At 71.1% G+C, this 21269-nt stretch carries 20 protein-coding genes; 14 read left to right on the plus strand and 6 right to left on the minus strand.

The window, feature by feature from the left end; all coding sequences use genetic code 11:
* Nucleotide 1 precedes the first annotated feature (1 nt).
* The 3 genes from BN39_RS09525 to BN39_RS09535 are packed head-to-tail and all read left to right on the plus strand — an operon-like array spanning nucleotide 2 to nucleotide 3496.
* A complete protein-coding gene (locus BN39_RS09525; protein ID WP_019202163.1) occupies nucleotides 2-892 on the plus strand; it encodes a phosphoribosylaminoimidazolesuccinocarboxamide synthase in 891 nt (296 codons plus the stop codon).
* The gene (locus BN39_RS09530) at nucleotides 889-2982 is read left to right on the plus strand and encodes a S9 family peptidase (RefSeq protein WP_019202164.1); all 2094 of its coding nucleotides are present in this window, start codon (nucleotides 889-891) and stop codon (nucleotides 2980-2982) included. The genes BN39_RS09525 and BN39_RS09530 overlap by 4 nt, the downstream gene beginning before the upstream one ends.
* Nucleotides 2983-2992: 10 nt before the next feature.
* Nucleotides 2993-3496 (plus strand): hypothetical protein, encoded by a 504-nt coding sequence (locus BN39_RS09535; RefSeq protein WP_019202165.1) that lies wholly within the window; start codon nucleotides 2993-2995, stop codon nucleotides 3494-3496.
* A 125-nt stretch (nucleotides 3497-3621) separates the two neighbouring features.
* On the opposite strand, the gene BN39_RS09540 is transcribed toward BN39_RS09535, so the two are convergent.
* A complete protein-coding gene (locus BN39_RS09540) occupies nucleotides 3622-5229 on the minus strand; it encodes a DHA2 family efflux MFS transporter permease subunit (RefSeq protein ID WP_019202166.1) in 1608 nt (535 codons plus the stop codon).
* The gene (locus BN39_RS09545; RefSeq protein WP_148281455.1) at nucleotides 5226-5720 is read right to left on the minus strand and encodes a MarR family winged helix-turn-helix transcriptional regulator; all 495 of its coding nucleotides are present in this window, start codon (nucleotides 5718-5720) and stop codon (nucleotides 5226-5228) included. The genes BN39_RS09540 and BN39_RS09545 overlap by 4 nt, the downstream gene beginning before the upstream one ends.
* Before the next feature lie 92 nt (nucleotides 5721-5812).
* Between BN39_RS09545 and BN39_RS09550 the strand changes: the two genes are divergently transcribed.
* The 3 genes from BN39_RS09550 to BN39_RS09560 all read left to right on the plus strand — a co-directional run bounded on the left by BN39_RS09550 (nucleotide 5813) and on the right by BN39_RS09560 (nucleotide 7913).
* Entirely contained in the window at nucleotides 5813-6304 is a 492-nt protein-coding gene (locus BN39_RS09550) for a glutathione peroxidase (RefSeq protein ID WP_040767229.1), read from the plus strand.
* 78 nt (nucleotides 6305-6382) lie between these two features.
* Entirely contained in the window at nucleotides 6383-7081 is a 699-nt protein-coding gene (locus tag BN39_RS09555; protein WP_019202169.1) for a DUF2334 domain-containing protein, read from the plus strand.
* A gap of 28 nt (nucleotides 7082-7109) precedes the next feature.
* A complete protein-coding gene (locus tag BN39_RS09560; protein WP_019202170.1) occupies nucleotides 7110-7913 on the plus strand; it encodes a class I SAM-dependent methyltransferase in 804 nt (267 codons plus the stop codon).
* A gap of 12 nt (nucleotides 7914-7925) precedes the next feature.
* On the opposite strand, the gene BN39_RS09565 is transcribed toward BN39_RS09560, so the two are convergent.
* Both BN39_RS09565 and BN39_RS09570 read right to left on the minus strand, forming a co-directional pair.
* The gene (locus BN39_RS09565) at nucleotides 7926-9311 is read right to left on the minus strand and encodes an SLC13 family permease (RefSeq protein WP_019202171.1); all 1386 of its coding nucleotides are present in this window, start codon (nucleotides 9309-9311) and stop codon (nucleotides 7926-7928) included.
* Between the two features lie 99 nt (nucleotides 9312-9410).
* Entirely contained in the window at nucleotides 9411-10058 is a 648-nt protein-coding gene (locus BN39_RS09570) for an MBL fold metallo-hydrolase (protein ID WP_019202172.1), read from the minus strand.
* Nucleotides 10059-10142: 84 nt separating this feature from the next.
* Between BN39_RS09570 and purS the strand changes: the two genes are divergently transcribed.
* From purS to BN39_RS09595, 5 genes are read left to right on the plus strand one after another with little or no spacing between them, the layout of a single operon-like run.
* The gene (gene purS / locus BN39_RS09575) at nucleotides 10143-10382 is read left to right on the plus strand and encodes a phosphoribosylformylglycinamidine synthase subunit PurS (protein WP_040766109.1); all 240 of its coding nucleotides are present in this window, start codon (nucleotides 10143-10145) and stop codon (nucleotides 10380-10382) included.
* Nucleotides 10379-11056, plus strand: a complete 678-nt coding sequence (purQ, locus tag BN39_RS09580; protein WP_019202174.1) for a phosphoribosylformylglycinamidine synthase subunit PurQ — start codon at nucleotides 10379-10381, stop codon at nucleotides 11054-11056. Before purS ends, purQ begins: the two co-directional genes overlap by 4 nt.
* Nucleotides 11056-12336 (plus strand): M18 family aminopeptidase, encoded by a 1281-nt coding sequence (locus tag BN39_RS09585; RefSeq protein ID WP_019202175.1) that lies wholly within the window; start codon nucleotides 11056-11058, stop codon nucleotides 12334-12336. The genes purQ and BN39_RS09585 overlap by 1 nt, the downstream gene beginning before the upstream one ends.
* 1 nt (nucleotide 12337) lies before the next feature.
* Nucleotides 12338-13252 (plus strand): NAD(P)-dependent oxidoreductase, encoded by a 915-nt coding sequence (locus BN39_RS09590; RefSeq protein ID WP_019202176.1) that lies wholly within the window; start codon nucleotides 12338-12340, stop codon nucleotides 13250-13252.
* Between the two features lie 36 nt (nucleotides 13253-13288).
* A complete protein-coding gene (locus tag BN39_RS09595; RefSeq protein ID WP_019202177.1) occupies nucleotides 13289-14761 on the plus strand; it encodes an amino acid permease in 1473 nt (490 codons plus the stop codon).
* A 12-nt stretch (nucleotides 14762-14773) separates the two neighbouring features.
* Here the strand turns inward: BN39_RS09595 and BN39_RS09600 are convergent, their stop codons facing one another.
* Together BN39_RS09600 and dinB are read right to left on the minus strand one after the other, a co-directional pair.
* Entirely contained in the window at nucleotides 14774-16930 is a 2157-nt protein-coding gene (locus tag BN39_RS09600; RefSeq protein ID WP_019202178.1) for a molybdopterin-dependent oxidoreductase, read from the minus strand.
* Between the two features lie 75 nt (nucleotides 16931-17005).
* Nucleotides 17006-18223: a DNA polymerase IV gene (dinB, locus tag BN39_RS09605; RefSeq protein ID WP_019202179.1), complete on the minus strand. Its 1218-nt coding sequence runs from the start codon at nucleotides 18221-18223 to the stop codon at nucleotides 17006-17008.
* A 395-nt stretch (nucleotides 18224-18618) separates the two neighbouring features.
* On the opposite strand from dinB, the gene BN39_RS23190 reads away from it, so the two are divergent.
* The 3 genes from BN39_RS23190 (at nucleotide 18619) to BN39_RS09620 (ending at nucleotide 21261) form a co-directional block, all read left to right on the plus strand.
* On the plus strand, nucleotides 18619-18813 hold the full coding sequence (locus BN39_RS23190) for a hypothetical protein (RefSeq protein ID WP_019202180.1): 195 nt from the start codon (nucleotides 18619-18621) through the stop codon (nucleotides 18811-18813).
* Between the two features lie 68 nt (nucleotides 18814-18881).
* Nucleotides 18882-20738 (plus strand): alpha/beta fold hydrolase, encoded by a 1857-nt coding sequence (locus BN39_RS09615; RefSeq protein ID WP_148281456.1) that lies wholly within the window; start codon nucleotides 18882-18884, stop codon nucleotides 20736-20738.
* Complete coding sequence (locus BN39_RS09620) at nucleotides 20725-21261, plus strand: DUF5819 family protein (protein WP_019202182.1); 537 nt, start codon at nucleotides 20725-20727, stop codon at nucleotides 21259-21261. Before BN39_RS09615 ends, BN39_RS09620 begins: the two co-directional genes overlap by 14 nt.
* The last annotated feature ends 8 nt before the right edge of the window (nucleotides 21262-21269 follow it).

Genomic DNA, 21269 nt, shown 5'->3' on the forward strand with positions numbered 1-21269 from the left:
CGTGCGACCGGAACTGAGCGAATACACGCCGATCTACTCGGGCAAGGTCCGTGAGCTGTACGAGGTGGACGAGGAGCATCTGCTGCTCGTCGCGAGCGACCGCGTCAGCGCGTACGACCACATCCTGGACACCCCGATCCCGGACAAGGGGCGGGTGCTCACGGCGATGTCGGTCTACTTCTTCGACGCCCTCGGGGTGCCGAACCACCTGGCGGGGCTGGTCGACGATCCGCGCATCCCCGAATCCGTGCTCGGCCGCGCGCTCATCACCCGCCGGCTCGACATGGTGCCCGTCGAATGCGTTGCCCGCGGGTACCTCACCGGTTCCGGGCTCAAGGAGTACCGCGCGGGCGGCGCCGTGTGCGGCGTCCCGCTGCCCGACGGGCTCGTGGACGGCAGCCGCATCGAACCGCCGATCTTCACCCCCGCCACCAAGGCGGCGGTGGGGGACCACGACGAGAACGTCTCCTTCGAGCGCATCGTGGCCGATGTCGGGGAGGAACTCGCGACGAAGCTGCGCGCCCTCACCCTGGACGTCTACTCCCGCGGGTCCGAGATCGCCCGGAACCGGGGGATCATCCTCGCGGACACCAAGTTCGAGTTCGGTCTCACGCCCGACGGGGAACTGCTCCTCGCCGACGAGGTGCTCACCCCCGACTCCTCGCGCTACTGGGACGCCGCGGAGTACGAGCCCGGCACGACGCTGGCCAGCTTCGACAAGCAGATCGTGCGCGATTGGCTCACCGGCCCCTCCGGCTGGTCGACCGACTCCGAGACGCCTCCGCCCCCGCTGCCGCAGGACGTGGTCGATCGGACCCGCGCGCGCTACATCGAGGCGTACGAACGCATCTCGGGTCTGAGCTTCGCCGACTGGCCCGGTGGAGCCGCATGAGCGCGGCGGTGCAGCCCGTCGCCAAGAAGGTTCCCAGCGAGCGGACCTTCCACGGGGACACCGTGATCGACCAGTACGCCTGGTTGGCCGACACCGAGAACGACGAGGTGCTCGCCTACCTGCGCGAGCACAACGCGTACACCGAAGAGGCGACAGCCGCACAGGAACCGCTACGCGAGAAGATCTTCGGTGAGATCAAGGCGCACACGCAGGAGACCGACATGTCGGTCCCGCAGCGCCGCGGACGCCACTGGTACTACGCCCGCACGCAGGAGGGGAAGCAGTACGGCATCCACTGCCGCGCCCCGATCGCGGCCGAGGACGACTGGAACCCGCCGGTGCTCTCCGACGATCCGCTCCCCGGCGAGCAAGTGCTCCTCGACCTCAACGCGGAGGCGGAGGGCCACGAGTACATCGCCGTCGGCGCCGCGTCCGTCTCCCCGGACGGGGCGCTGCTGGCGTACTCCCTGGACACCTCGGGGGACGAACGGTTCACGCTGCGGTTCAAGGTGATCGACACCGGCGAGGTGCTCGCCGACGAGGTGTCCGGCGCCTTCTACGGCGCCACCTGGGCGCCCGATTCGCGGCACCTGTTCTACACCACCGTCGACGAGGCGTGGCGCCCGGACAGCATCTGGCGGCACGAACTGGGCGCCGGCGCGGAGGATGTCCGTGTCTTCCACGAGCCGGACCAACGCTTCGGGGTGGGCGTCGGCCTCACCCGCAGCGAGAAGTACCTCATGATCGTCGCCTCCGCGACGCTGAGCTCCGAGACCTCGATCCTGGACGCCACCGATCCGACCGGCGAATTCCAGGTGCTGCTCCCGCGCGAGGAGGACGTCGAGTACTCGGTCGACCACGCGGTGCTCGGCGGCGAGGACCGGTTCCTGTTCCTACACAACCGCACCGGCATCAACTTCGAACTGGCCTCGGCGCCCGTCGGCGCACCGTCGGACTGGACGGTCCTGGTGCCGCACCGCGACGACGTGCGGCTCGACTTCGTGGACGCGTTCGCCCGCACCCTGGCCCTCGGCTACCGCCGCGGCGGCCTGCCGCGCCTCGCGCTCGCCGCGACGGAGGCGGAACCGTCCTTCTCCGAATGGGATCCGGGCGAACCGCTCGCCAACGTGGGCACCGCCGCGAACCCGGAGTGGGACGCCCCGCGGCTGCGCCTGGCGTACGAATCCTTCGTCACGCCCGGCACCGTCCTCGAACTCACGCCGGACACCGGCGAACAGACCGTGCTCAAGCGGATCAACGTGCCCGGCTACGACGCCGGCCAGTACGCCGCCGAGCAGGTGTGGGTCACCGCCCGGGACGGAGCTCGCGTCCCCGTCTCCGTGGTGCGCCGCACCGACATCGACGCCGGCGGCCCCGCGCCGACACTGCTCTACGGCTACGGCTCGTACGAGGCCACCATGGACCCGTGGTTCTCCGTGGCCCGCCTCTCGCTGCTGGACCGCGGCGTCGTGTTCGCCGTGGCGCACGTCCGGGGCGGCGGCGAGATGGGCCGCGCCTGGTACGACCACGGGAAGAAGCTGGAGAAGAACAACACCTTCACCGATTTCGTGGACGTCGCGCGGCACCTCGTCGACGAGGGACGCACCGCCCCGGACCGGCTGGTGGCCATGGGCGGCAGCGCCGGCGGGCTCCTCGTGGGCGCCGTCGCGAACCTGGCGCCCGAGTCCTTCGCGGGCATCGTCGCCGACGTGCCGTTCGTGGACCCGCTGACGTCGATCCTCGACCCGTCGCTCCCGCTCACCGTCGGGGAGTGGGACGAGTGGGGCAACCCGCTCGAGAACGCCGAGGTCTACCGGTACATGAAGGCCTACTCGCCCTATGAGAACGTCGAGGCCAGGCCGTACCCCGCGATGCTGGTGACGACCTCGCTCAACGACACCCGGGTGCTCCCCACGGAGCCGGCGAAGTGGGTCGCGAGACTGCTCGCGAACAGCACGTCGGGCGAACGGATCCTGCTCAAGACCGAGATGGTGGCCGGGCACGCGGGCGTGAGCGGCCGTTACGCGAAATGGCGCGAGACCGCGTTCGAGTACGCCTGGATACTCGACAGGCTCGGCGCGGCGCAGTAGCTTCAGTGAGATGAAGAAGCTCTTCATCTCAGTGGTCGCGGCGGCGACGGTGTGCGGCACGGTCGCCGCGCCCGCCCAGGCCGCCCCGGTGCCGGCCCCCGCGCCGGGCGGGCCCGGCCCGATCATCACCTACGTCTACATCGGCCCCTCGACGTCGATGAAGACCCATCGCGAGTACCGGATCACCGTGCGCGACGGCGTCGCCACGATCCGGGTGGGCAATTACAGCAGCGTGTGGGGCACCGCCCCGCCGACCGCCACCGAGACGGCGACGCTGGACGCGACCACGTGGCGCGCCCTCAGCGCGAACGTCGACGCCCTGCCCCGCGCCGCCGCGGGCCAGCCCTGCCCCGGTGCCGCGCAGCACCGCGTCGAATACGCCATCGGGAAGGCGAAGCCGCGCGTCACCCTCGCGTACACGTGCGCGACCGGCGGCGCGGGCGACGTGCGCGCGCTCAAGGCCTACATCGCGCCGGTCGAAGCGAAGTTCGACATGGACCGCCTGCTGGCCTGATCCGCGCACCGCGCGAACGCCGCACCGCGCGAACGCCGATGCGTCCGGACGGGGTGCCCTGACGACGGAAGCGCCCGGCCCCTGAACCGGGGACCGGGCGCTTCCGTCGTCTCAACGGGACGCGATCAGTGCGGCATCACCATCTGGCGCTCCGCCGCCTCGGTGTCCGCCTCGTGCGTGCGGGGCAGGAAGAACGCCGGGATGATGCACAGCGCCACCAGGACCGCGGCCACGAAGTAGGTGTTCCCGAAGGCCTCCGCCGCGAACGGCAGGTTGTCGTGCAGGAACTTCGAGAAGCCCGGCTCACTCATCTGGGCGACCGCCGCATCGCGGCTCGCGGGGCTGGAGTTCGCGCCGAACGCCGCCGCGCCGCTCGCGACCTCGCCGCCCGTCGGGCTCGGCATCGTCGGCCCGGCGTTGGTCAGCCAGTTGGTGAACAGCACCGAGAAGATCGCGGTACCGATCGACGCGGAGATCTGCTGCACGATGTTCGTCAGCGTGGAACCGCGCGAGATGGACTCCGGTGCCAGGGTGCGGATCGCCGCCGACATCGTGGGCATCATCGTCATACCCATGCCGAGCCCCTGCACGAACAGCGAACCGAGGAGCAGCCAGTACGGCGTCTCGGGGGTCAGCTGGGTGAAGGACACCATACCGAGGGTGATCAGAGCCAGGCCGGTCATGACGAACTTGCCCGGGCCCATCTTGTCGGTCAGCACGCCGGCGATCGGCATGGTGACCATCGCGCCGATCCCCTGCGGGGCCAGCAGCAGGCCGGCCATCAGGGTCGACGTTCCGCGGATGCCGATGAAGTACTGCGCGTACAGGATCGAGCTGCCGAAGAAGGCGATCGCGAACATGGCGAAGGTGATCATGGCCACCGTCATGTTCCGGTTCTTGAACAGCCGCAGGTCGAGCAGCGGCAGCTTGGCGCGCAGCGCCCAGAACACGAATCCGACGATCAGCACGAGGCCGACGACGGTGGCGGGGATGACGCGCCCGGTGTACATCGACGTGTCCTGCTGTGCCTCCGGGATCGAGGAGACGCCGAACAGGAACAGCGCGAGGCCGGGGGAGAGCAGGAGGAATCCGACGACGTCGAACTTCTCGCCCTTGACGGGCTCGTCCTTGTCCAGCACGAACCAGGCGTAGACGATGGCGATCGCGCCGATCGGCACGTTGATCAGGAAGATCCAGTGCCACGAGAAGGACTCGATCAGCCAGCCGCCCAGGATCGGGCCGCCGATGGGGCCCAGCAGCATCGGGATGCCCAGTACGGCCATGACGCGGCCGATGCGCTCCGGGCCGGCGGCCCGGGTCAGGATCATCATGCCCAGCGGCATCAACATGCCGCCGCCGAGGCCCTGCAGGACCCGGTACAGGATCAGCAGATCGATGGACGTCGCGGTGGCGCACAGCGCGGACCCTGCGACGAACAGTGCGGTGGCCGTCATGTACAGCCGCTTGGTGCCGAATCGGTCTGCGGCCCAGCCTGTCACGGGGATCACCGCGGCGAGCGCCAGGGTGTAGCCGGTCATCGTCCAGGCCACGGTGGCGGGCGATGCGCTCCACTGGGACTGGAAGGTGTTCTGCGCGACCGCCACGATGGTCATGTCCAGGATGGCCATGATCGATCCGAGGACGACCACACCGGCCACCATCAGGACGCGACGGTCGAGGCCCTCACCCGCGTGCGGGATCTCGCTCTTGTCGAGCGTGTTCTCGGTACTCATGCGTTCTCTTTCAATGCGGTGAAGAAGGGGTTGTGGGGGATCAGCCCCTGATCGAGGATCTCGAGCATCACGTCGTGCAGCCGCGTCCTCAGATCGACGGGGAGCCGCTCGGCGAAGGCCTGGATCTCACGTTGCTTGTCGGTGAAGCTCTCCGCAAGTGTTTTTCGGCCGATCTCGGTGATCGTCAGGTTCTTGATCCGGCGATCCGTCGCGTCCTCGCGGCGGTCGACCATCCCGTGCTGGACAAGCTTCTCCACGTTCCGTCCGGTGGCGGCGACGGACAGTCCCAGATCCTCGGCGAGCCTGTTGATGGGCATCGGCTCGTCGGTGACGTTGAGCTGGAGGAGGACGTGGAACTGGTGGGCCGTGATCTCGGAGGACAACATCGTGCCCAGGGTCTCCTGGGTGACGTTGCACATGAGGCGGCCCACGAACTCGTCGAAGACCTCGGTGAGGGCCCCGGGAGTCACGGACGCGGGTGTTGCTTGCACCCAAAAACCATAACTCTTGCGCAATCATTGCGCCAATGAGAATGATGTGTTCTGTGTTACACCGCGTCCGCCGCGTGGGTACGGTCGGTGGCATGACCGCTCTGGACTCCATCGCCCTCACCACCCTCGACGGTGCGCCCACCTCCCTCGCCGACTACGCCGGCCGGGCCGTGCTCGTCGTCAACGTCGCCAGCAAATGCGGCCTCACGCCGCAGTACGCCGGCCTCGAGGCCCTCGCCACGCGCTACGCCGACCGCGGCCTCACGGTGCTCGGCGTGCCGTGCAACCAGTTCGCGGGGCAGGAGCCCGGCACGGCCGAGGAGATCGCGACGTTCTGTTCCACCACCTACGGCGTCACGTTCCCGCTGCTGGAGAAGACCGATGTCAACGGCGAGGGCCGCAGCCCGCTCTACGCCGAGCTGACCACGACCCCGGACGCGGAGGGCCAGGCCGGCGACATCCAGTGGAACTTCGAGAAGTTCCTCGTCGCGCCCGATCACGCGAGTGTGCAGCGTTTCCGTCCCCGCACCGAGCCGGAGTCCGACGAGGTGGTCGGCGCCATCGAGGCGGTCCTTCCGGGCTGACCGGATTCGGCGGATTCGTTCAGCGACACGCAACCTTTCGTCCTCGCGCGCGCAAGGTGTGCGGCTCACACTGAGGCCATGAGCTCGCCGTTGTACGTCTCGGTCTCGTCACTCTCCGATGCCACGCGTGAGCGCGCCGAGTGGTTCACCGAGCAGATGGCGGACCGCGACGTACCCGTATCGCTGCTCGTGGCGCCCCGGCTCAAGGGCAAGTACCGGCTCGTCGACGATCCTTCGACGCAGTCCTACCTGCGGGAACGTCGCGCCGCCGGTGACGCGATCGTGCTCAACGGTTATGACCAGGCCGCCACCAAGCGCCGCCGTGCCGAGTTCTCCACCCTCGGCACCCATGAGGCGAAACTGCGTCTCGCGGCCGCCGACCGGGTGCTCGAGGAGGTCGGCCTGCGGACACGGGTCTTCGCCGCGCCCCGCTGGAACGCGTCGACGGGTGCCCTGCTCGCGCTGCCCGAAGCGGGCTTCCGCGTGAACCTCGGCTACACCGCGACCACCGACCTCATCACCGGGGAGGAGGAGAGGGCCCGGGTGCTCGGGATCGGCGACGGGTTCCTCAGCGAGCCCTGGTGGTGCCGCGCGCTGCTCGCCCAGTCCAACCGGATCGCCCGCCGGGGCGGCGTGCTGCGGCTCAGCGTCGACGCGCGGCGGCTGGCGTCGTCCACGGTGACCCGGACGATGCTCGACGCCGTCGACCTCGCGCTGCACCACGGCGCGCGCCCGCAGGTGTACGCGTCGCGCGCGAAGGTGCTGCTCGCGGCCTGAGTCTTGACGCCCGAGTTAGGGTAACCTCATGAAGGTGCCCGTCGAGCTCGGCGACGTCCAGGAGACGCTCCTCATCCCGCTCTACGGGCGGGCGCAGGACGCCCGCGCCCACCGCAGCGTCCTCGGTGATCGCCGGGCGGTCGAGTTGGTGGACGCGATCGACTACGACTTCCGCCGGTTCCGCGGCCCGGCGCTCGCCGGGTCGGTGCTGCGTGCGTCGATCTTCGACGGCTACATCCGGGACTTCCTCGCGGAGCACCCCGACGGCACCGTCGTCGATCTCGGCTGCGGGCTGTCCACCCGGTTCGACCGACTCGACAACGGTGATGTGCGGTGGTTCGACCTCGACGTCCCGGACACCATGGCGTTGCGCCGCAGGTTCTTCGAGGACTCCGACCGGTACACGATGATCGCCGGATCGGTGTTCGACGACGGCTGGCACGACGTGGTCGCCGAGCGCCCGGGGCCGGTCTTCCTGCTGTCGGAGGCCGTCCTGCTGTACTTCCCGGAGGCCGAGGTGCTCGACGTGCTCGGCCGGATCGCCCGACGGTTCGTGGGCGACACCCTCGCGCTCGACACCGGCGGCGCGATGATGATGGACAACCAGGAGCGCAACCCGGTGTTCCGTGCGGTCACCGCGCGGATGAAGTGGACCTGTGACGATCCCGGCTCGCTCGCGGCCGCGGGCCTGGAGCTGGTCGATTCCCGGTCCTTCGCGCGGCCGCAGAAGACGGTCGGGGCCACCTGGCCGTGGAAGTACCGGATCCTGCTGGGCGCCATGGGATTCACACCCATGGTATCGGCGTACAAGGTCAACCTGTTCCGCCTCTGACGGCGACCCGGGTCACGCCGTCGGGACCACCAGCACCAGCCACGCGATGAGCGGGCCCAGCACGACGATCGACATGCCCCACTGCATGAGCCGGCGGAACACCATGTCCCGCTGGTCCGGTGCCGCATTGGCGACGACCAGCGCGCCGTTCGTGGAGAAGGGGCTGCAGTCGACCACGGAGCTGGAGATCGCGAGCGCCGCGATGAGCCCGACGGCGCTCACCTGATTCGTCAGCAGGAACGGCACGGCGAGCGGGATGAGCGCCCCGATGATGCCGGTGGTGGACGCGAACGCCGACACCACCGCGCCGATCAGGCAGATGAGAAGCGCTGCCAGCAAAGGGGACCCGACTGCCGCGACTCCCTCGCCGAGCCAGTCCACCACGCCCTGCTCCTGCAGCAGGTCGACGTACGTCACGATGCCCGCGATGAGCAGCACGGTGCTCCAGCTGATCTTCTCGACCGCGTCCTTCGCGGAATCGGGGAACGCCAGGGTGAGGACGACGGCGATGCCGAGCGCCGTGAAACCGACGTTGAGATCGAAGCCCAGGGCCCCCACGATGAGCGCCGCGATGCCGAGCAGTGTGCCGGTGCGCTGCGCGTCCAACCGGGTCACGTCCCCGTCCGGTTCGTCGGCGCCCGGCGAACCGTCGCCCGCGCCGCCGGCCGGGCGGGCGCGTTGCACCTCGGCCGCGGAGTGCGGCTCCGTGGGCCGGGCGGCCGACGTGGCGGCGTGGGCCGCGGTCTCCGCGTCGGCGCCCGCCGTCGCCATGACCTCGGGCTCGTTCCCGCGGGCGACCAGCTCGCGGCCGCCGAACGCGAGGAAGACGATCACGGCGATCGCCACGCAGGAGAGGAAGGTGGCGCCGAACAGGAACGCAGGGTTCCCCGGGAGCTTGTTCGACTCCACGACGCCGTTGGTGATGGAGCCGAAGATGCCGATGGGGGAGAAGCTGCCCGCGGTGGCGCCCTGCACCACCATCATCCCCATCAGGATCGGGTGGATCCGGTACCGCGCCGCGAAGCCCGCCGCCACCGGCGCCACGATCGCCACCGTCGCGGGGCTCACCGCGCCGATCGCGGTGACCGCGGCGCTCACCAGGAACATCGCCCACGGGATCAGCGCCACCCGCCCGCGGACGGCGCGCACCGCGCCGTGCACGATCCAGTCGACGGTGCCGTTGTTCTTGGCCAGGGCGAACAGGTAGGTGACGCCGACGAGGATGACGAAGAGATCCCCGGGGAAGCCCTTGAGCACCTCCTTGTCGTCGACGCCGAACACCGCCATGCCCACGATGAACGCGGCGACCAGGGCGAGTGCGCCCATGTTGACGCCGCGGACCGTCGCGATGAGGAAGACGACGACGAGGACGGCCAGCGCGATGACCTCGGGTGACATTGCATACCCTTCCGAAGCGGATTGTGACCTAGGTCATATCACGCCGGAAGGCGGTCACGAGGGACGTCCGCCGGGAGGGCGCCGGGGTGCGCCGCCGCGTCAGAACTCCGCGGAGGCCTCCGTCGCCACCCGGACGAGCTCGGCACCGTCGGGCGCCATGGCCGCGAGCCGGCCGAGGTAGATCCCGTCGCCCTCCGCGGAGAGCAGCGCGTCGTGGATGGGCACCGCGGCGGCGGGCGCGACGGCCCGGAAGAAGTCGACGGTCTCGCTGATCTTGCACCACGGGGCGCTCACGGGGAGCCCGAGGACGCCGACCTGGACGTCCTCGGGGACGTGCAGCGCGTCGCCCGGGTGGTAGAACCGGGCCGGCTGTTCCTCGTCGCCGAGCAGCACCGACGTGTTGTCGATCTGCGGGATGTCCGGGTGGATGATCGCGTGCCGGCCGCCGACCGCGCGGGCGATCAGGTTGCCGATGCCGTAGTCGTGGCCCGGCACCGCGGCGATCCAGCGGCCGCCGCGGTCCGCGGCGGTGGTGGGGTCGGCGAACAGCTGCGCGCCGGGATTGGCGTCGACGAGCGCGTCGATCCGCTCGGGGTCGATGTGGTCCGGGTGCTGATGGGTCACCACGATCGCGTCGAGCCCCGTCAGCCCTTCGAAGCCGTGGCTGAAGTTGCCCGGGTCGAACAGGACCCGGGTGTCGGACATCTCCACGAGGACGCAGGAATGGCGGAAGTGGGTGAGTCGCATGGGGCCAGTATGCGCCGGTAAACTCCTTGATACAGCGCGATCGACACGCCGATCACGCGACGACGAACCGAGAGGGAGCCGCACGTGGCGCGGATTGTGGTGGACGTGATGCCGAAGGCCGAGATCCTGGATCCCCAGGGCCAGGCGATCGTGGGCGCGCTGGGTCGCCTGGGGTTCCCCGGCGTCGCGGATGTGCGGCAGGGCAAGCGATTCGAGCTCGAAGTGGAGGGCGATCTGTCCGACGAGCAGCTGCAGCAGATCGCCTCGGACGTGCTGGCGAACACCGTCATCGAGGACTTCACCGTGACGCGGGTGACCGCGTGACCGCACGGATCGGCGTCATCACCTTCCCCGGCACGCTCGACGACGTCGACGCGTCGCGCGCCGTGGAGCGCGCGGGCGCCGAGGCCGTGTCGCTGTGGCACAAGGACCACGACCTCAAGGGCGTGGACGCGGTGGTCGTGCCCGGCGGGTTCTCCTACGGCGACTACCTCCGGGCCGGCGCCATCGCCTCCCTCGCGCCCGTGATGACCGAGGTCGTCGAGGCCGCGGGCAAGGGCATGCCCGTGCTGGGCATCTGCAACGGCTTCCAGATCCTCTGTGAGTCCGGCCTGCTGCCGGGCGCGCTGGTGCGCAACGAGGGCCTGCACTTCATCTGCCGCGACGAGTGGCTCCGCGTCGAGGCCACGAACACCGCGTGGACCTCCCGCTACGAGTCGGGCGCCGAGATCCTGGTGCCGCTCAAATCGGGCGAGGGCCGCTACGTGGCCGATGCGCACACCCTCGACGAGCTGGAGGGCGAGGGGCGCGTGGCGTTCCGGTACGCCGGCGGCAACCCCAACGGCTCCTCGCGGGCGATCGCCGGCATCGCGTCCGCGAACGGCCGCGTGGTCGGCCTCATGCCGCACCCCGAGCACGCCACCGAGGCCCTCACCGGCCCGTCGGACGACGGCCTCGGCCTCTTCTTCTCCGCGCTGGACGCGGTGCTGGCGGTCTGATGACCACGGGGCCGGTCGGGGCGGACGCAGCGGGCCTCTGCGCGTTCGTCGACGCGTCGCCGTCGCCGTTCCACGTGTGCCGGACGGTGGCGCGCCGGCTCGTCGAGGCGGGCTACACCGAGCTCGCCGAGCACGATCCGTGGCCCGGTCCCGGCAGGCACTTCGTGGTGCGCGGCGGGTCCGTCATCGCGTTCGACTCCTCGCACTGCGAGCACGGCGAGCTGCCGGCCTTCCGCATCGTCGGCGGCCACACCGACAGCCCGAACCTGCGGGTCAAACAGCATCACGACGCGGAATCGGCGGGCCTCGCGCAGGTGCGGCTCGAACCGTACGGCGGCGCCTGGCTCAACTCCTGGCTCGACCGCGACCTGGGCGTCTCGGGCCGGATCGCCGTCCGCGAGGGCGGGCGCGTGGTGCACACGCTGGTGCGCATCGACGAACCGCTGCTGCGGGTACCCCAGCTGGCGATCCACCTCTCCGAGGACCGCAAGGGCGTGGAACTCGACCCGCAGCGGCACGTGCACGCCGTGTGGGGTACCGCCGGGGCCGGCCGGTTCCTGTCCCGGGTGGCCGCGTCCGAGGGGTACGCCGCGGACGACGTGCTCGGGTTCGAGCTGATGACGCACGACCTCGCCCCGTCGCGCACCGTCGGGTCCGACGGTGCGCTGGTGTCCGCGCCCCGGCTGGACAACCAGGGCACGTGCTACGCGGGCACCGAGGCGCTGCTCGGGGTGCGCCCGGTGGACGGCATCGTGCCCGTGCTCGCGCTGTTCGACCACGAGGAGGTGGGCTCGGGCTCCGATCGCGGCGCGGCATCCGACTTCCTGATCACGGTGCTGGAGCGGATCGGGCTCTCGCACAAGCTGTCCCGCGAGGATTTCCTGCGCACGCTGAGCCTGTCCGCGGTGGCCTCCGGCGATATGGCGCACGCGACGCACCCGAACTACCCGGACCGGCACGAGCCCGGGCACCAGATCGCCGTCAACGGCGGGCCGGTGCTCAAGGTGAACCAGAACCTGCGGTACGCGTCCGATTCCGACGGGGAGGCGCTGTTCGCGCTCGCCGCCGAGCAGGCTGGCGTGCCCCTGCAGCGGTACGTGCACCGGGCGGACCTGCCCTGCGGGTCGACGATCGGCCCGATCACCGCGGCCCGCACCGGTCTGACCACCGTCGACGTGGGCGCACCGCAGCTGGCCATGCACAGCGCGCGGGAGTTGATGGGCTCCGCCGACATCGGCCTCTACTCCGCCGCCCTCGCCGCCTTCCTCGCGCCGGAGTGACGTGACGACGGCCCGGGAATCGGAGGCCGGTACCGCCGTCGGCGTCATCGGCCTGGGCGCCATGGGCGACCCCATGGCGCGGCACCTGCTGGACCACCACGGCGCCGTGCACATCACCGCGCGCCAGCCGCGGCCCGATCTGGTGGAGGCGGGCGCGACGTGGCACGACGATGCCGCGGGCGTCGCGGCGGCCGCCGACGTGGTGCTGCTCATGCTGCCCGACCTGCCCGAGATCGAGGAGGTCCTGGCGGGCGAGCGGGGACTCGCCGCCGGCGACCGGCCGTTGCTCCTCGCGATCGGATCCACGACATCGGCGCCCGGCGTCCGCGCGCTCGCGGACCGGCTGGACGGCGCTACAGAGGGCCGGGTCCGCGTGGTCGACGCCCCGGTCTCCGGCGGCGAGGACGGCGCGCACGCCGGGAACCTGTCCATCATGCTCGGCGGCGCCGAACAGGACTGCGACCGCGTCGCGGCGGCGCTCGCGCCGTGCGGGACCCCGGTCCGGCTGGGCCCGCTCGGCGCCGGGCAGGTGGCCAAGGCGTGCAACCAGCTCGTGGTCGCGTCCACGATCCTCGCTCTCGGCGAGGCGACGGTGCTCGCCGACCGCTCCGGCATCGACGTGCGCGCGATGTGGGAGCTGCTGGGCCACGGCTACGCCTCGTCGCGCCTGCTGCAGACCCGCGCCGAGAAGCTGATCACGGGGGACGACTCCCCGTCGGGCATGGCCAAGTACCTGCTCAAGGACCTCCGTTCCGGCGCCGAGGTCGCCGACGCGACCGGCACGGAGGCGGCCCTGCTGCCCGCGGTGCTCGCCGCGTTCACCGAGCTCGTCGACGATGGTCTCGGGGATCGCGACATGGCCGTCACCCGCCGGTTCGTCGCCGAGCGAGGCGCCGGAGGCCCCGCGCCCGCGTGATCGAGGTCTCCGCGCCGTCCATTAGTGTTGCGAGACATGAATACATCGCCTGAGGTCCCGCCGGACGCGGAGGACGACCAGCATCTCACCCGGGCCCTCACGAACCGGCACATCCAGCTCATCGCGATCGGCGGCGCGATCGGCACCGGCCTTTTCATGGGCTCCGGCAAGACCATCTCGGTGGCCGGGCCGTCGGTGATCCTCGTGTACATGGTGATCGGCTTCATGCTCTACTTCGTCATGCGGGCGATGGGCGAGTTGCTGCTGAGTCGCACCGGATACCGCAACTTCTCCGATTTCGCCGGCGACATCCTGGGCCCGTGGGCCGCGCACTTCACCGGCTGGACGTACTGGTTCTGCTGGGTGGTCACCGCCGTCGCCGATGTGGTGGTGATCGCGTCGGTGTACATCACGTTCTGGGCCGAGGACATCCCGCCGTGGATCCCGGCGATCGCCGTGATCCTGCTGCTGATCGGGCTGAACCTGCCGACCGTCCGCGCCTTCGGCGAGACCGAGTTCTGGTTCGCCATGATCAAGATCATCGCGATCGTCGCCCTCATCATCGTGGGTGCGGTGCTCACCATCACCGGGTTCGAGCACGACGGTGCCCGCGCCTCGCTGACCAACCTCTGGGAGTTCGGCGGCGTGTTCCCCACGGGCTTCATGGGATTCGTCGCGGGCTTCCAGATCGCGGTGTTCGCCTTCGTCGGCATCGAGTTGGTGGGCACCACCGCCGCCGAGACCAAGAACCCGGAGAAGAACCTGCCGCGGGCGATCAACTCGATCCCCCTGCGCATCCTGCTGTTCTACGTGGGCTCGCTGATCGTGCTCATGTCGGTCGTGCCGTGGGACCGGTTCAGCAAGGACGAGTCCCCGTTCGTCATGCTCTTCACCCTCGCCGGCTTCGGGGCCGCCGCCCACCTCGTCAACGCCGTCGTGCTGACCTCGGCGATGTCGTCGGCGAACTCGGGCATCTACTCCACCTCACGCATGGTCTACGGGCTCGCGACGGAGGGCGACGCGCCCCGCGTGTTCGCGAAGCTGTCGCGCCGGAAGGTGCCGCAGAACGCGCTGTTCCTCACGGCCGTCATGCTGCTGTCCTCGGTGGTGCTGCTGGCGTTCGACCTCGACAAGTCGGCGGGCTTCACGGTGGTCACCACCGTCTCGTCGCTGTGTTTCATGTTCGTGTGGTCGATCATCCTGGCCAGCTACCTGGTGTACCGGGCGCGCCGCCCGCAGGCGCACGCCGAGAGCACCTTCGCGATGCCACTCGGGTCCCTCATGCCGTGGGTGGTGTTCGCGTTCTTCGCGTTCCTGCTGTGGGCGTTCACGCGCGAGACCGACACCCTGCAGGCGATGATCGTGACCCCGATCTGGTTCCTCGTGGTGGGCGTCGCGTATGCGATCATCCGCCGCACGCCCGAGCACCGGCGGGCGCGCGCCGAGTTCGCCGAGCGCGCCGCCGCAGAGAGGGCCGAGGCCGCGGAGTGGCGCCTCACGCACACGTAGCGCGGCGCCGGGTCAGGCCGTCGTGACCCGCACCCAGGTGCTGTTCACGGCGGCGTTGCCGGAGAGCCGGTCGACCCGGGCGGGGTCGTGCAGGGTGTTGACGTTCTGCCCCGGCAGCCCGTCGGCCACGCGCCACCCGGTGCCGCTGTGGCCCCAGCCGTGCGGGACGGCGACGGTGCCGGGACGCATCTCGTCACTCACCTCCAGGGCCACCTCGATGGTGCCGGTGCGCGAGCTGACCGCGACGGTCTCGGCGCCGGTCACACCGCACCGCTCCGCGTCCGCCGGGTGCATCAGCACGGAACAGCGGTTCGAGCCGGAGACCATCGTGGGCAGGTTGTGCAGCCACGAGTTGTTGCTCTTGAGCTGCCGCCGGCCGATCAGTTTCAAGTCGTATCCGTCGTCCTCGGGCGTCGACGGTCCGCGGCCGGCCAGCGCCGCGGCGAGCGTCGAGCGGGCCTCGGCGACGAACGACTCCGGCGCGAGCCGTACCCGGCGGTCGCGGGTGGCGATCACCTTCCGCAGCCGGGGCCGCAGCGGGCCGAGGTCGACCCCGCCCGCGGTCTCGCGCATCCGCCGGACGGTGAGCCCCCGGCGGCCGCGGCGCAGGACGCCGTAGGGCCCGAGTGCGAGGGGGAGCGCCGCCATCCGGTCGGGGGTGAAGGCGTCGCTGAGCCGGCGGAGCGGGCGGCCGAGGAGCCTGCGCGCGGGCACGGGCAGCACCTCGAGGATCAGCCGGTTGAGGATCTGCCAGTCGTCCAGCCCGCCCGTGGGCGGATCGAGGACGGGGTGCGAGTACCGGGCGTTGTTCCGCACGCTGAACACGGGGAAGAGGAAGTTGAAGCCGCCGCGCTCCAGGTGCGAGAGCGGGGGCAGGATGAAATCGGCGTGCCGGGTGGTCTCCGTGACGTAGATGTCCACGGACACCAGGAGATCCAGGCCCGCGAGGCCCTCGTCGAGCTCGCCGCGGTGGGGGATCGAGGAGACGGGGTTGCCGGCGAACGTGACCATCGCACGGATCCGGCCCGGCCCCGGCGTCGTCACCTCGTCGGCGAGGGCCGCGACGGGCAGCTCCCCGCGGAACGACGGGTACCTCCCCGATCGGTCGGTCCACTTCCGGTAGCCGACGGGAAGGAACTTCGCGAGCGCGGGCGCGTCGATCGGCGGCGTCGTGAACATCATCCCGCCGGGCCGGTCCAGGTTGCCCGTGACCGTGTTGATCGCCGTGATCAGCCAGGTCACCAGGGTGCCGGTCTCCTGCTGGCAGATTCCGATGCGGCAGTACATCGCGGCCGACTCCGCGGCGGCGTGCTCGCGGGCGAGGGCCGTGATGGTCCCGGCGTCCACGCCGGCGAGGGGCGCCATCGCCTCCGGCGTCGCGCCGGCCACCAGGGCCCGCAGCTCGTCGACGCCGTCCGCGATCCGGCGGACTGCGCCCAGGTCGCACAGCCCCTCGGCGAGCAGGACGTGCAGCACGCCCAGCAGCAGGTACACGTCGCCGCCCGGCGCGACGGCCACGTGCTGGTCCGCGATCCTCGCGGTCTCGGTGCGGCGCGGATCGATCACCACCACCGTCCCGCCGCGTTCGCGGACCGCCCTGATCCGCTTCTTCGCACCGGGCATCGTGGAGACCGACCCGTTCGACACCGCGGGATTGGCGCCGACGATCACCAGTCGGCGGGTGCGGTCGATGTCGACCACGGGCACCAGCGTGTTCGAGCCGAGCGTCCGCCACGCGGTGAACTCGTGCGGGTACTGGTCGATGGAGGAGGCGGAGAAGAAGTTCGGCGTGAGCATCGCGATCCGCAGCAGGAGGCCGTTCGCGACACCCACGCTGTGCGCGGCCGGGTTGCCGAGGTACATCGCGAGCGCGCGGAAGCCGTGCTCCTTGCGGACGGCCCGCAGGCGCGCGCCGACCTCGTCGAGCGCCTCGTCCCACCCGACGGGCTCGAACCCGTCGGCCGTCCTGCGTACGGGCGTGCGGAGCCGGTCGGGATCGTGGTGCAGGCCGCCCATCGCGGTGGCCTTCGGGCAGATGTAGCCGCGCGACAGCACGTCGTCGGGGTCGCCGGCGATGCGCGTGACCTGCCGCTCCCCGTCGACCGTGACGAGAATTCCGCAATGCGCCTCGCACAGCGTGCAGTGGGTGGGATGGGTCGTCGTCGGCATGTGCTCACTCCTCGGTCCGCCGTCCACGCTAGTGGCCGGGGCGGTCCCGCGCAGGCGCTATGTTAATAAACGTTCTCAATCCTGTTCGGTGAGCATCGGGGCGTCCGGGCCCAGCGGGCGGTGCAGGAGCGCGCCGCGGGTGACGGCCGCGCGGCCGAACCGGGTGCGCAGCGAATCCAGCGCCAGATCGAGGTCCGGGCCGTGCTCGTCGCGGTCGAACGGCAGGCTGAGCTGCACGGCGCCGTGGTTCTCGAGGTTCGCCAGCGACAGGCCGATCAGGGTGCACCCACGGTCGCGGAGAAGGGGCATCGCCTCGGCGAGGAGCCTGCGTGCGGCGACGAGGATGATCCGCGTCTCGTCGGTGGGCTCGCGGAGGGAGCGGGACCGGCTGACGGACGTGAAGTCGTCGAACCGGAGCCGCAGTTCGACGGTGCGCGTGACCCGCCCCGCCGACCGCAGGCGTTCGCCCAGCCGATCGACGATGGCGAGGGCCGTGTCCTCGATGTCCTTCTCGGACTTCGGTCGCCGCCCGAGAGCGCGCTGCGCGCCGATCGACTTGCGCCGGCGGCCCGTTTCCACCCTGCGCGGATCGTGGGCCATGGACAGCGCGAACAGGTGCCGCCCGGACCCCGGCCCCAGCAGCGCGCTCAGCCGGCGTTCGCCCAGCTCGGCCATCTGCCCGACGGTGACGATGCCCGCGTCGTGAAGCCTGGCCTCGGTCTTCGGGCCGACGCCCCAGAGGCGGCGCACCGGCAGCGGATGCAGGAAGCGCAGTTCCGTGCCCGGCGGGACCACGAGCAGGCCGTCGGGCTTGCTGACGGCGCTCGCCACTTTGGCGAGGAACTTGGACCGGGCGATGCCGACGCTGATCGGCAGGCCCACCTCCACGCGCACCCGCTCGCGCAGGCGCGCGGCTATCTGCGCCGGCGTCCCGTCGATCCGGTGCAGGCCGCCCACGTCCAGGAAGGCCTCGTCGACCGAGATGCCCTCGACCAGTGGTGTGATGTCCCGGAAGATCTCGAACACCCGCCTGCTGGCCTCCATGTAGGCGTCGAACCGGGCGGGCATCGTGTAGGCGAACGGGCACAGCGCCAGCGCTTCGCGGTGCGGCATGGGAGAGCGGACGCCGCGGGCTTTGGCCTCGTAGCTCGCGGCCAGCACCACGCCCGATCCGACGAGGACCGGCCGCCCGCGGAGCCACGGGTGATCCCGTTGCTCCACCGAGGCGTAGAACGAGTCCAGGTCGGCGTGGAGGATCGTGGCCTCCGCGCGATCCCGCCGTTCGAGGGGCATGTGCCGAGCGTGCACCGGGGGTCTGACAAGTCCGGCCGCGGGGCGTCGCGGAGTCGGGCGAATCGGCTGTTGACGGAACCGGGAGGAATCGGGCCGCGGTGACGTCGGAGCCGTGTGCGGCGGACGTGGTGGGCATCACACCCTGGTTCACATAAGGCAACCCCGTTCCGCAATGGAATTCCGGCGATGTGCGTCGGCAAATATGCTGCTCGGCCGGTGTACGACTATTTGCGTTCGACGTTTCGTTCAGGGATATCTCAGGGACCGTCGCGGAGATCCGTTGACCGCCTCCCGGGGGCGCGTTACGTTGCGGCCGTTCTCGATTCGAGCAGCGGATCGGGAGCGTTCACCCGCATTCGCAAACTCTTCTCACGAATCAGGAAGAAGGTTCTCTCATGGCCGAGATGATCTCCAAGGTGAACGACAGTGCAGTTCTCGCGGGCCTCCCCGTGGAGCTGGATCGCCCCGAGTACGTGGGCATCACGGCGCCCGTCACGAGCGTCGGATTCGCCGCCGGTGGCGGCGGCGGTGTGGACGTGGCGGGCATGGGCGGCGGCGCGGACTTCGCCGCCGCTGCCGGCGCCTTCTGATCCGATCGATCGACGGTCGCGCCCCGCGCAGCAGCGGGGCGCGACCGCGACCACCCAGGAGGCGCACCATGATTCGTCCTTCCCGACTTCTCTCGCGCCGACCGCGACTCGGTCGCGACGAGGCCCTCGGCGGAGCCGAGCGGCTGGCCGCGGTGTGCCACGCGGTCGCCTCCGCCGAGTACCTCACGCGTGAGATCGACCGTGGCCCCGGCGGTCTCGCGGACTGGTCGATCGAGCGGGATGAATTCCTCGCGCGGTCGCCGCGACTGGGTGCGGTGGTCGATCCCGTGTCCGGCCCCGCCGCGACCCGCGCCGCGCACATCGCCCGCCTGGCGGCCGCGTCGGCACTGCTGGCGCCCACGCCCGCGCCGGTGCGGGCCGCGGCCGGTGCGTCACTCGCGGTCACCTCCGCGGTCCTGCAGCCGCGCAACCACTTCGGCGCCGACGGTGCCGATCACGTCTCGTTCATGGTGTCCGCGGTGTGCGCCCTGGCGCGGGCGGGGCGCGCGAATCCCAGGCTCGTCGACGCGTGCCTGTGGTATCTCGCCTCGCAGGCGACGCTGTCGTACACCGCGTCCGGATGGGTCAAGCTGACCAGCCCCGCGTGGCGCAGCGGGCGCGCGGTGCGCGAGGTGACCCGAACCCGGACATACGGGGACCCGTTGGCCTGGAAGGTGTTCGACTCCTTCCCCCGGGTCACCGCCGCACTCGAGCGGGGAGTCCTCGCATGCGAGTGCCTGTTCCCGGTGTCACTGCTGTTCGGCGGCCGGCCCGCGCCGTTCTTCGCCGCCGCGATGGGGACGTTCCACCTCGCCAACACCCGGGTGATGGGGCTCGGCCGGTTCTTCTGGGCCTTCACCTCGATGTACCCGCCGCTGCTGTACGCCACCGACCGGCGCCGGCGCGCCGGCGGCGCCGACGCCGCGGGTGCGCCGCGCAGCGACGCGTTCCCGCGGACCGTCGCCCTCGGTGCCGCGGCCGCCGCCGTCGCCCTCAACGGCGCCCGTCTCCGGCGGCGCCGCCGGGTCCGGGCGGGGAGGGGCGACGAGCGGGTCCTGCGCACCGCGGCCGGGGCGCTCCGCTACCGCGTCGCCGGGGAGCCGCCCGGGGCGGCCGCGACGGCCACGGTGATCCTGGTCAACGGGCTCGGCGCCATCCCCGAGGCGTGGGAGCACCTCGCCCTCGACCTCGCCGCCGATCACCGGGTCATCACCTACGACCGGGCGGAGGATCCGCCGCTCGGGGGCTCGCTGGACGCCGAGGTCACCAGGCTCGCCGACCTCGTGCGGGCCGAGGGCGCGGGCGCGCCGGTGCACCTCGTGGGTCACTCGCTCGGCGGGTACCTCGCGCTGCGTGCGGCGGAATCCGCGGGGCCCGCCGTCGGCGCCGTCACCCTGCTCGACGCGAGCCACCCCGGCCAGCTCCGGCGGTCCGAGGTGCAGGCCACGGGCACCGCGCAGCTCGGTGCGGCGCTGCGGATCATCGCCTGGTCCATGCGCCTCGGGCTCGGTGAACTGGCGCAACGCCCGCGCACCGTCGACCGTCTGCCCGAACACGTCCGCGGTCCCGCGGTGGACCGGTTCCGCGATCCGCGGCTGTGGGCGGCCGCGGACCGCGAATGGCGAGAGCTCCTCCGGGATTTCGAGGCGAAAGCGGGCGACCCGCCCGCGACCGCGGTGCCCCGGCTCGTGGTCACCGCCGAACTCAGCGAGGCCCACGACCCGGTCCACGCGCGGCTGCAGGACGAATACGCCGCCGCGGGCGCCCTCGCTCGCCGCGAGGTGATCGCGGGCGCCGACCACGACGACCTCCTGTACCGCGAGGAGCACGCGCTGCGGATCGCCGCGCTGGTGCGCGCATTCGAGACCGAAGCGCGGGTCGCCGGGATCCCGGAGAGGAAGGAGGGCAGCCGTGCCTCGGCGTGAACCCGCCGCGCGGGCGGTCGAATGGGGGCTCGCCGGGGCCCTCCTGGTGACCGCGGCCGCGCAGCACCCCAACAAGATGTTCGACCGGGTGCGCCGCGCCGACAGGCTCGGGGTGCTCATCCCCAACTGGCGGTTCTTCGCCCCCGAGCCGGCCCGGCACGATTTTCACGTCGTGTACCGGGTGGCCACGGCCGGCGGCACGGTGAGCCCATGGGCGGACGCCTCGCCTCCCGCCGCACGACGCTGGCGGCACGCCGTCTTCTTCCCCGAACGCCGCCGCGACAAGGCCCTCTCGGACGTGTGCACCGAGGTGGGCATCGGGGCCTCGCGCGGCGACGTGAGCGACGCGGTCCCGTACCGCCTGCTCCGCGGCTTCGTCGGCTCCGCCGTGCGCCGGGAGCACGGCGGCCGGACCGGCCAGGATGCGGTGACGGGCTTCCAATTCGCCCTCATCCGGTACCCGGGTTACGACGATTCGGAGGATCCGCAACACGTCCTGGTCTCGGAGTTCGTGCGTATGTAGCATCGGGA

Origin of the sequence: Tsukamurella sp. 1534, assembly GCF_000312385.1 — a bacterium.
GTDB lineage: Bacteria > Actinomycetota > Actinomycetes > Mycobacteriales > Mycobacteriaceae > Tsukamurella.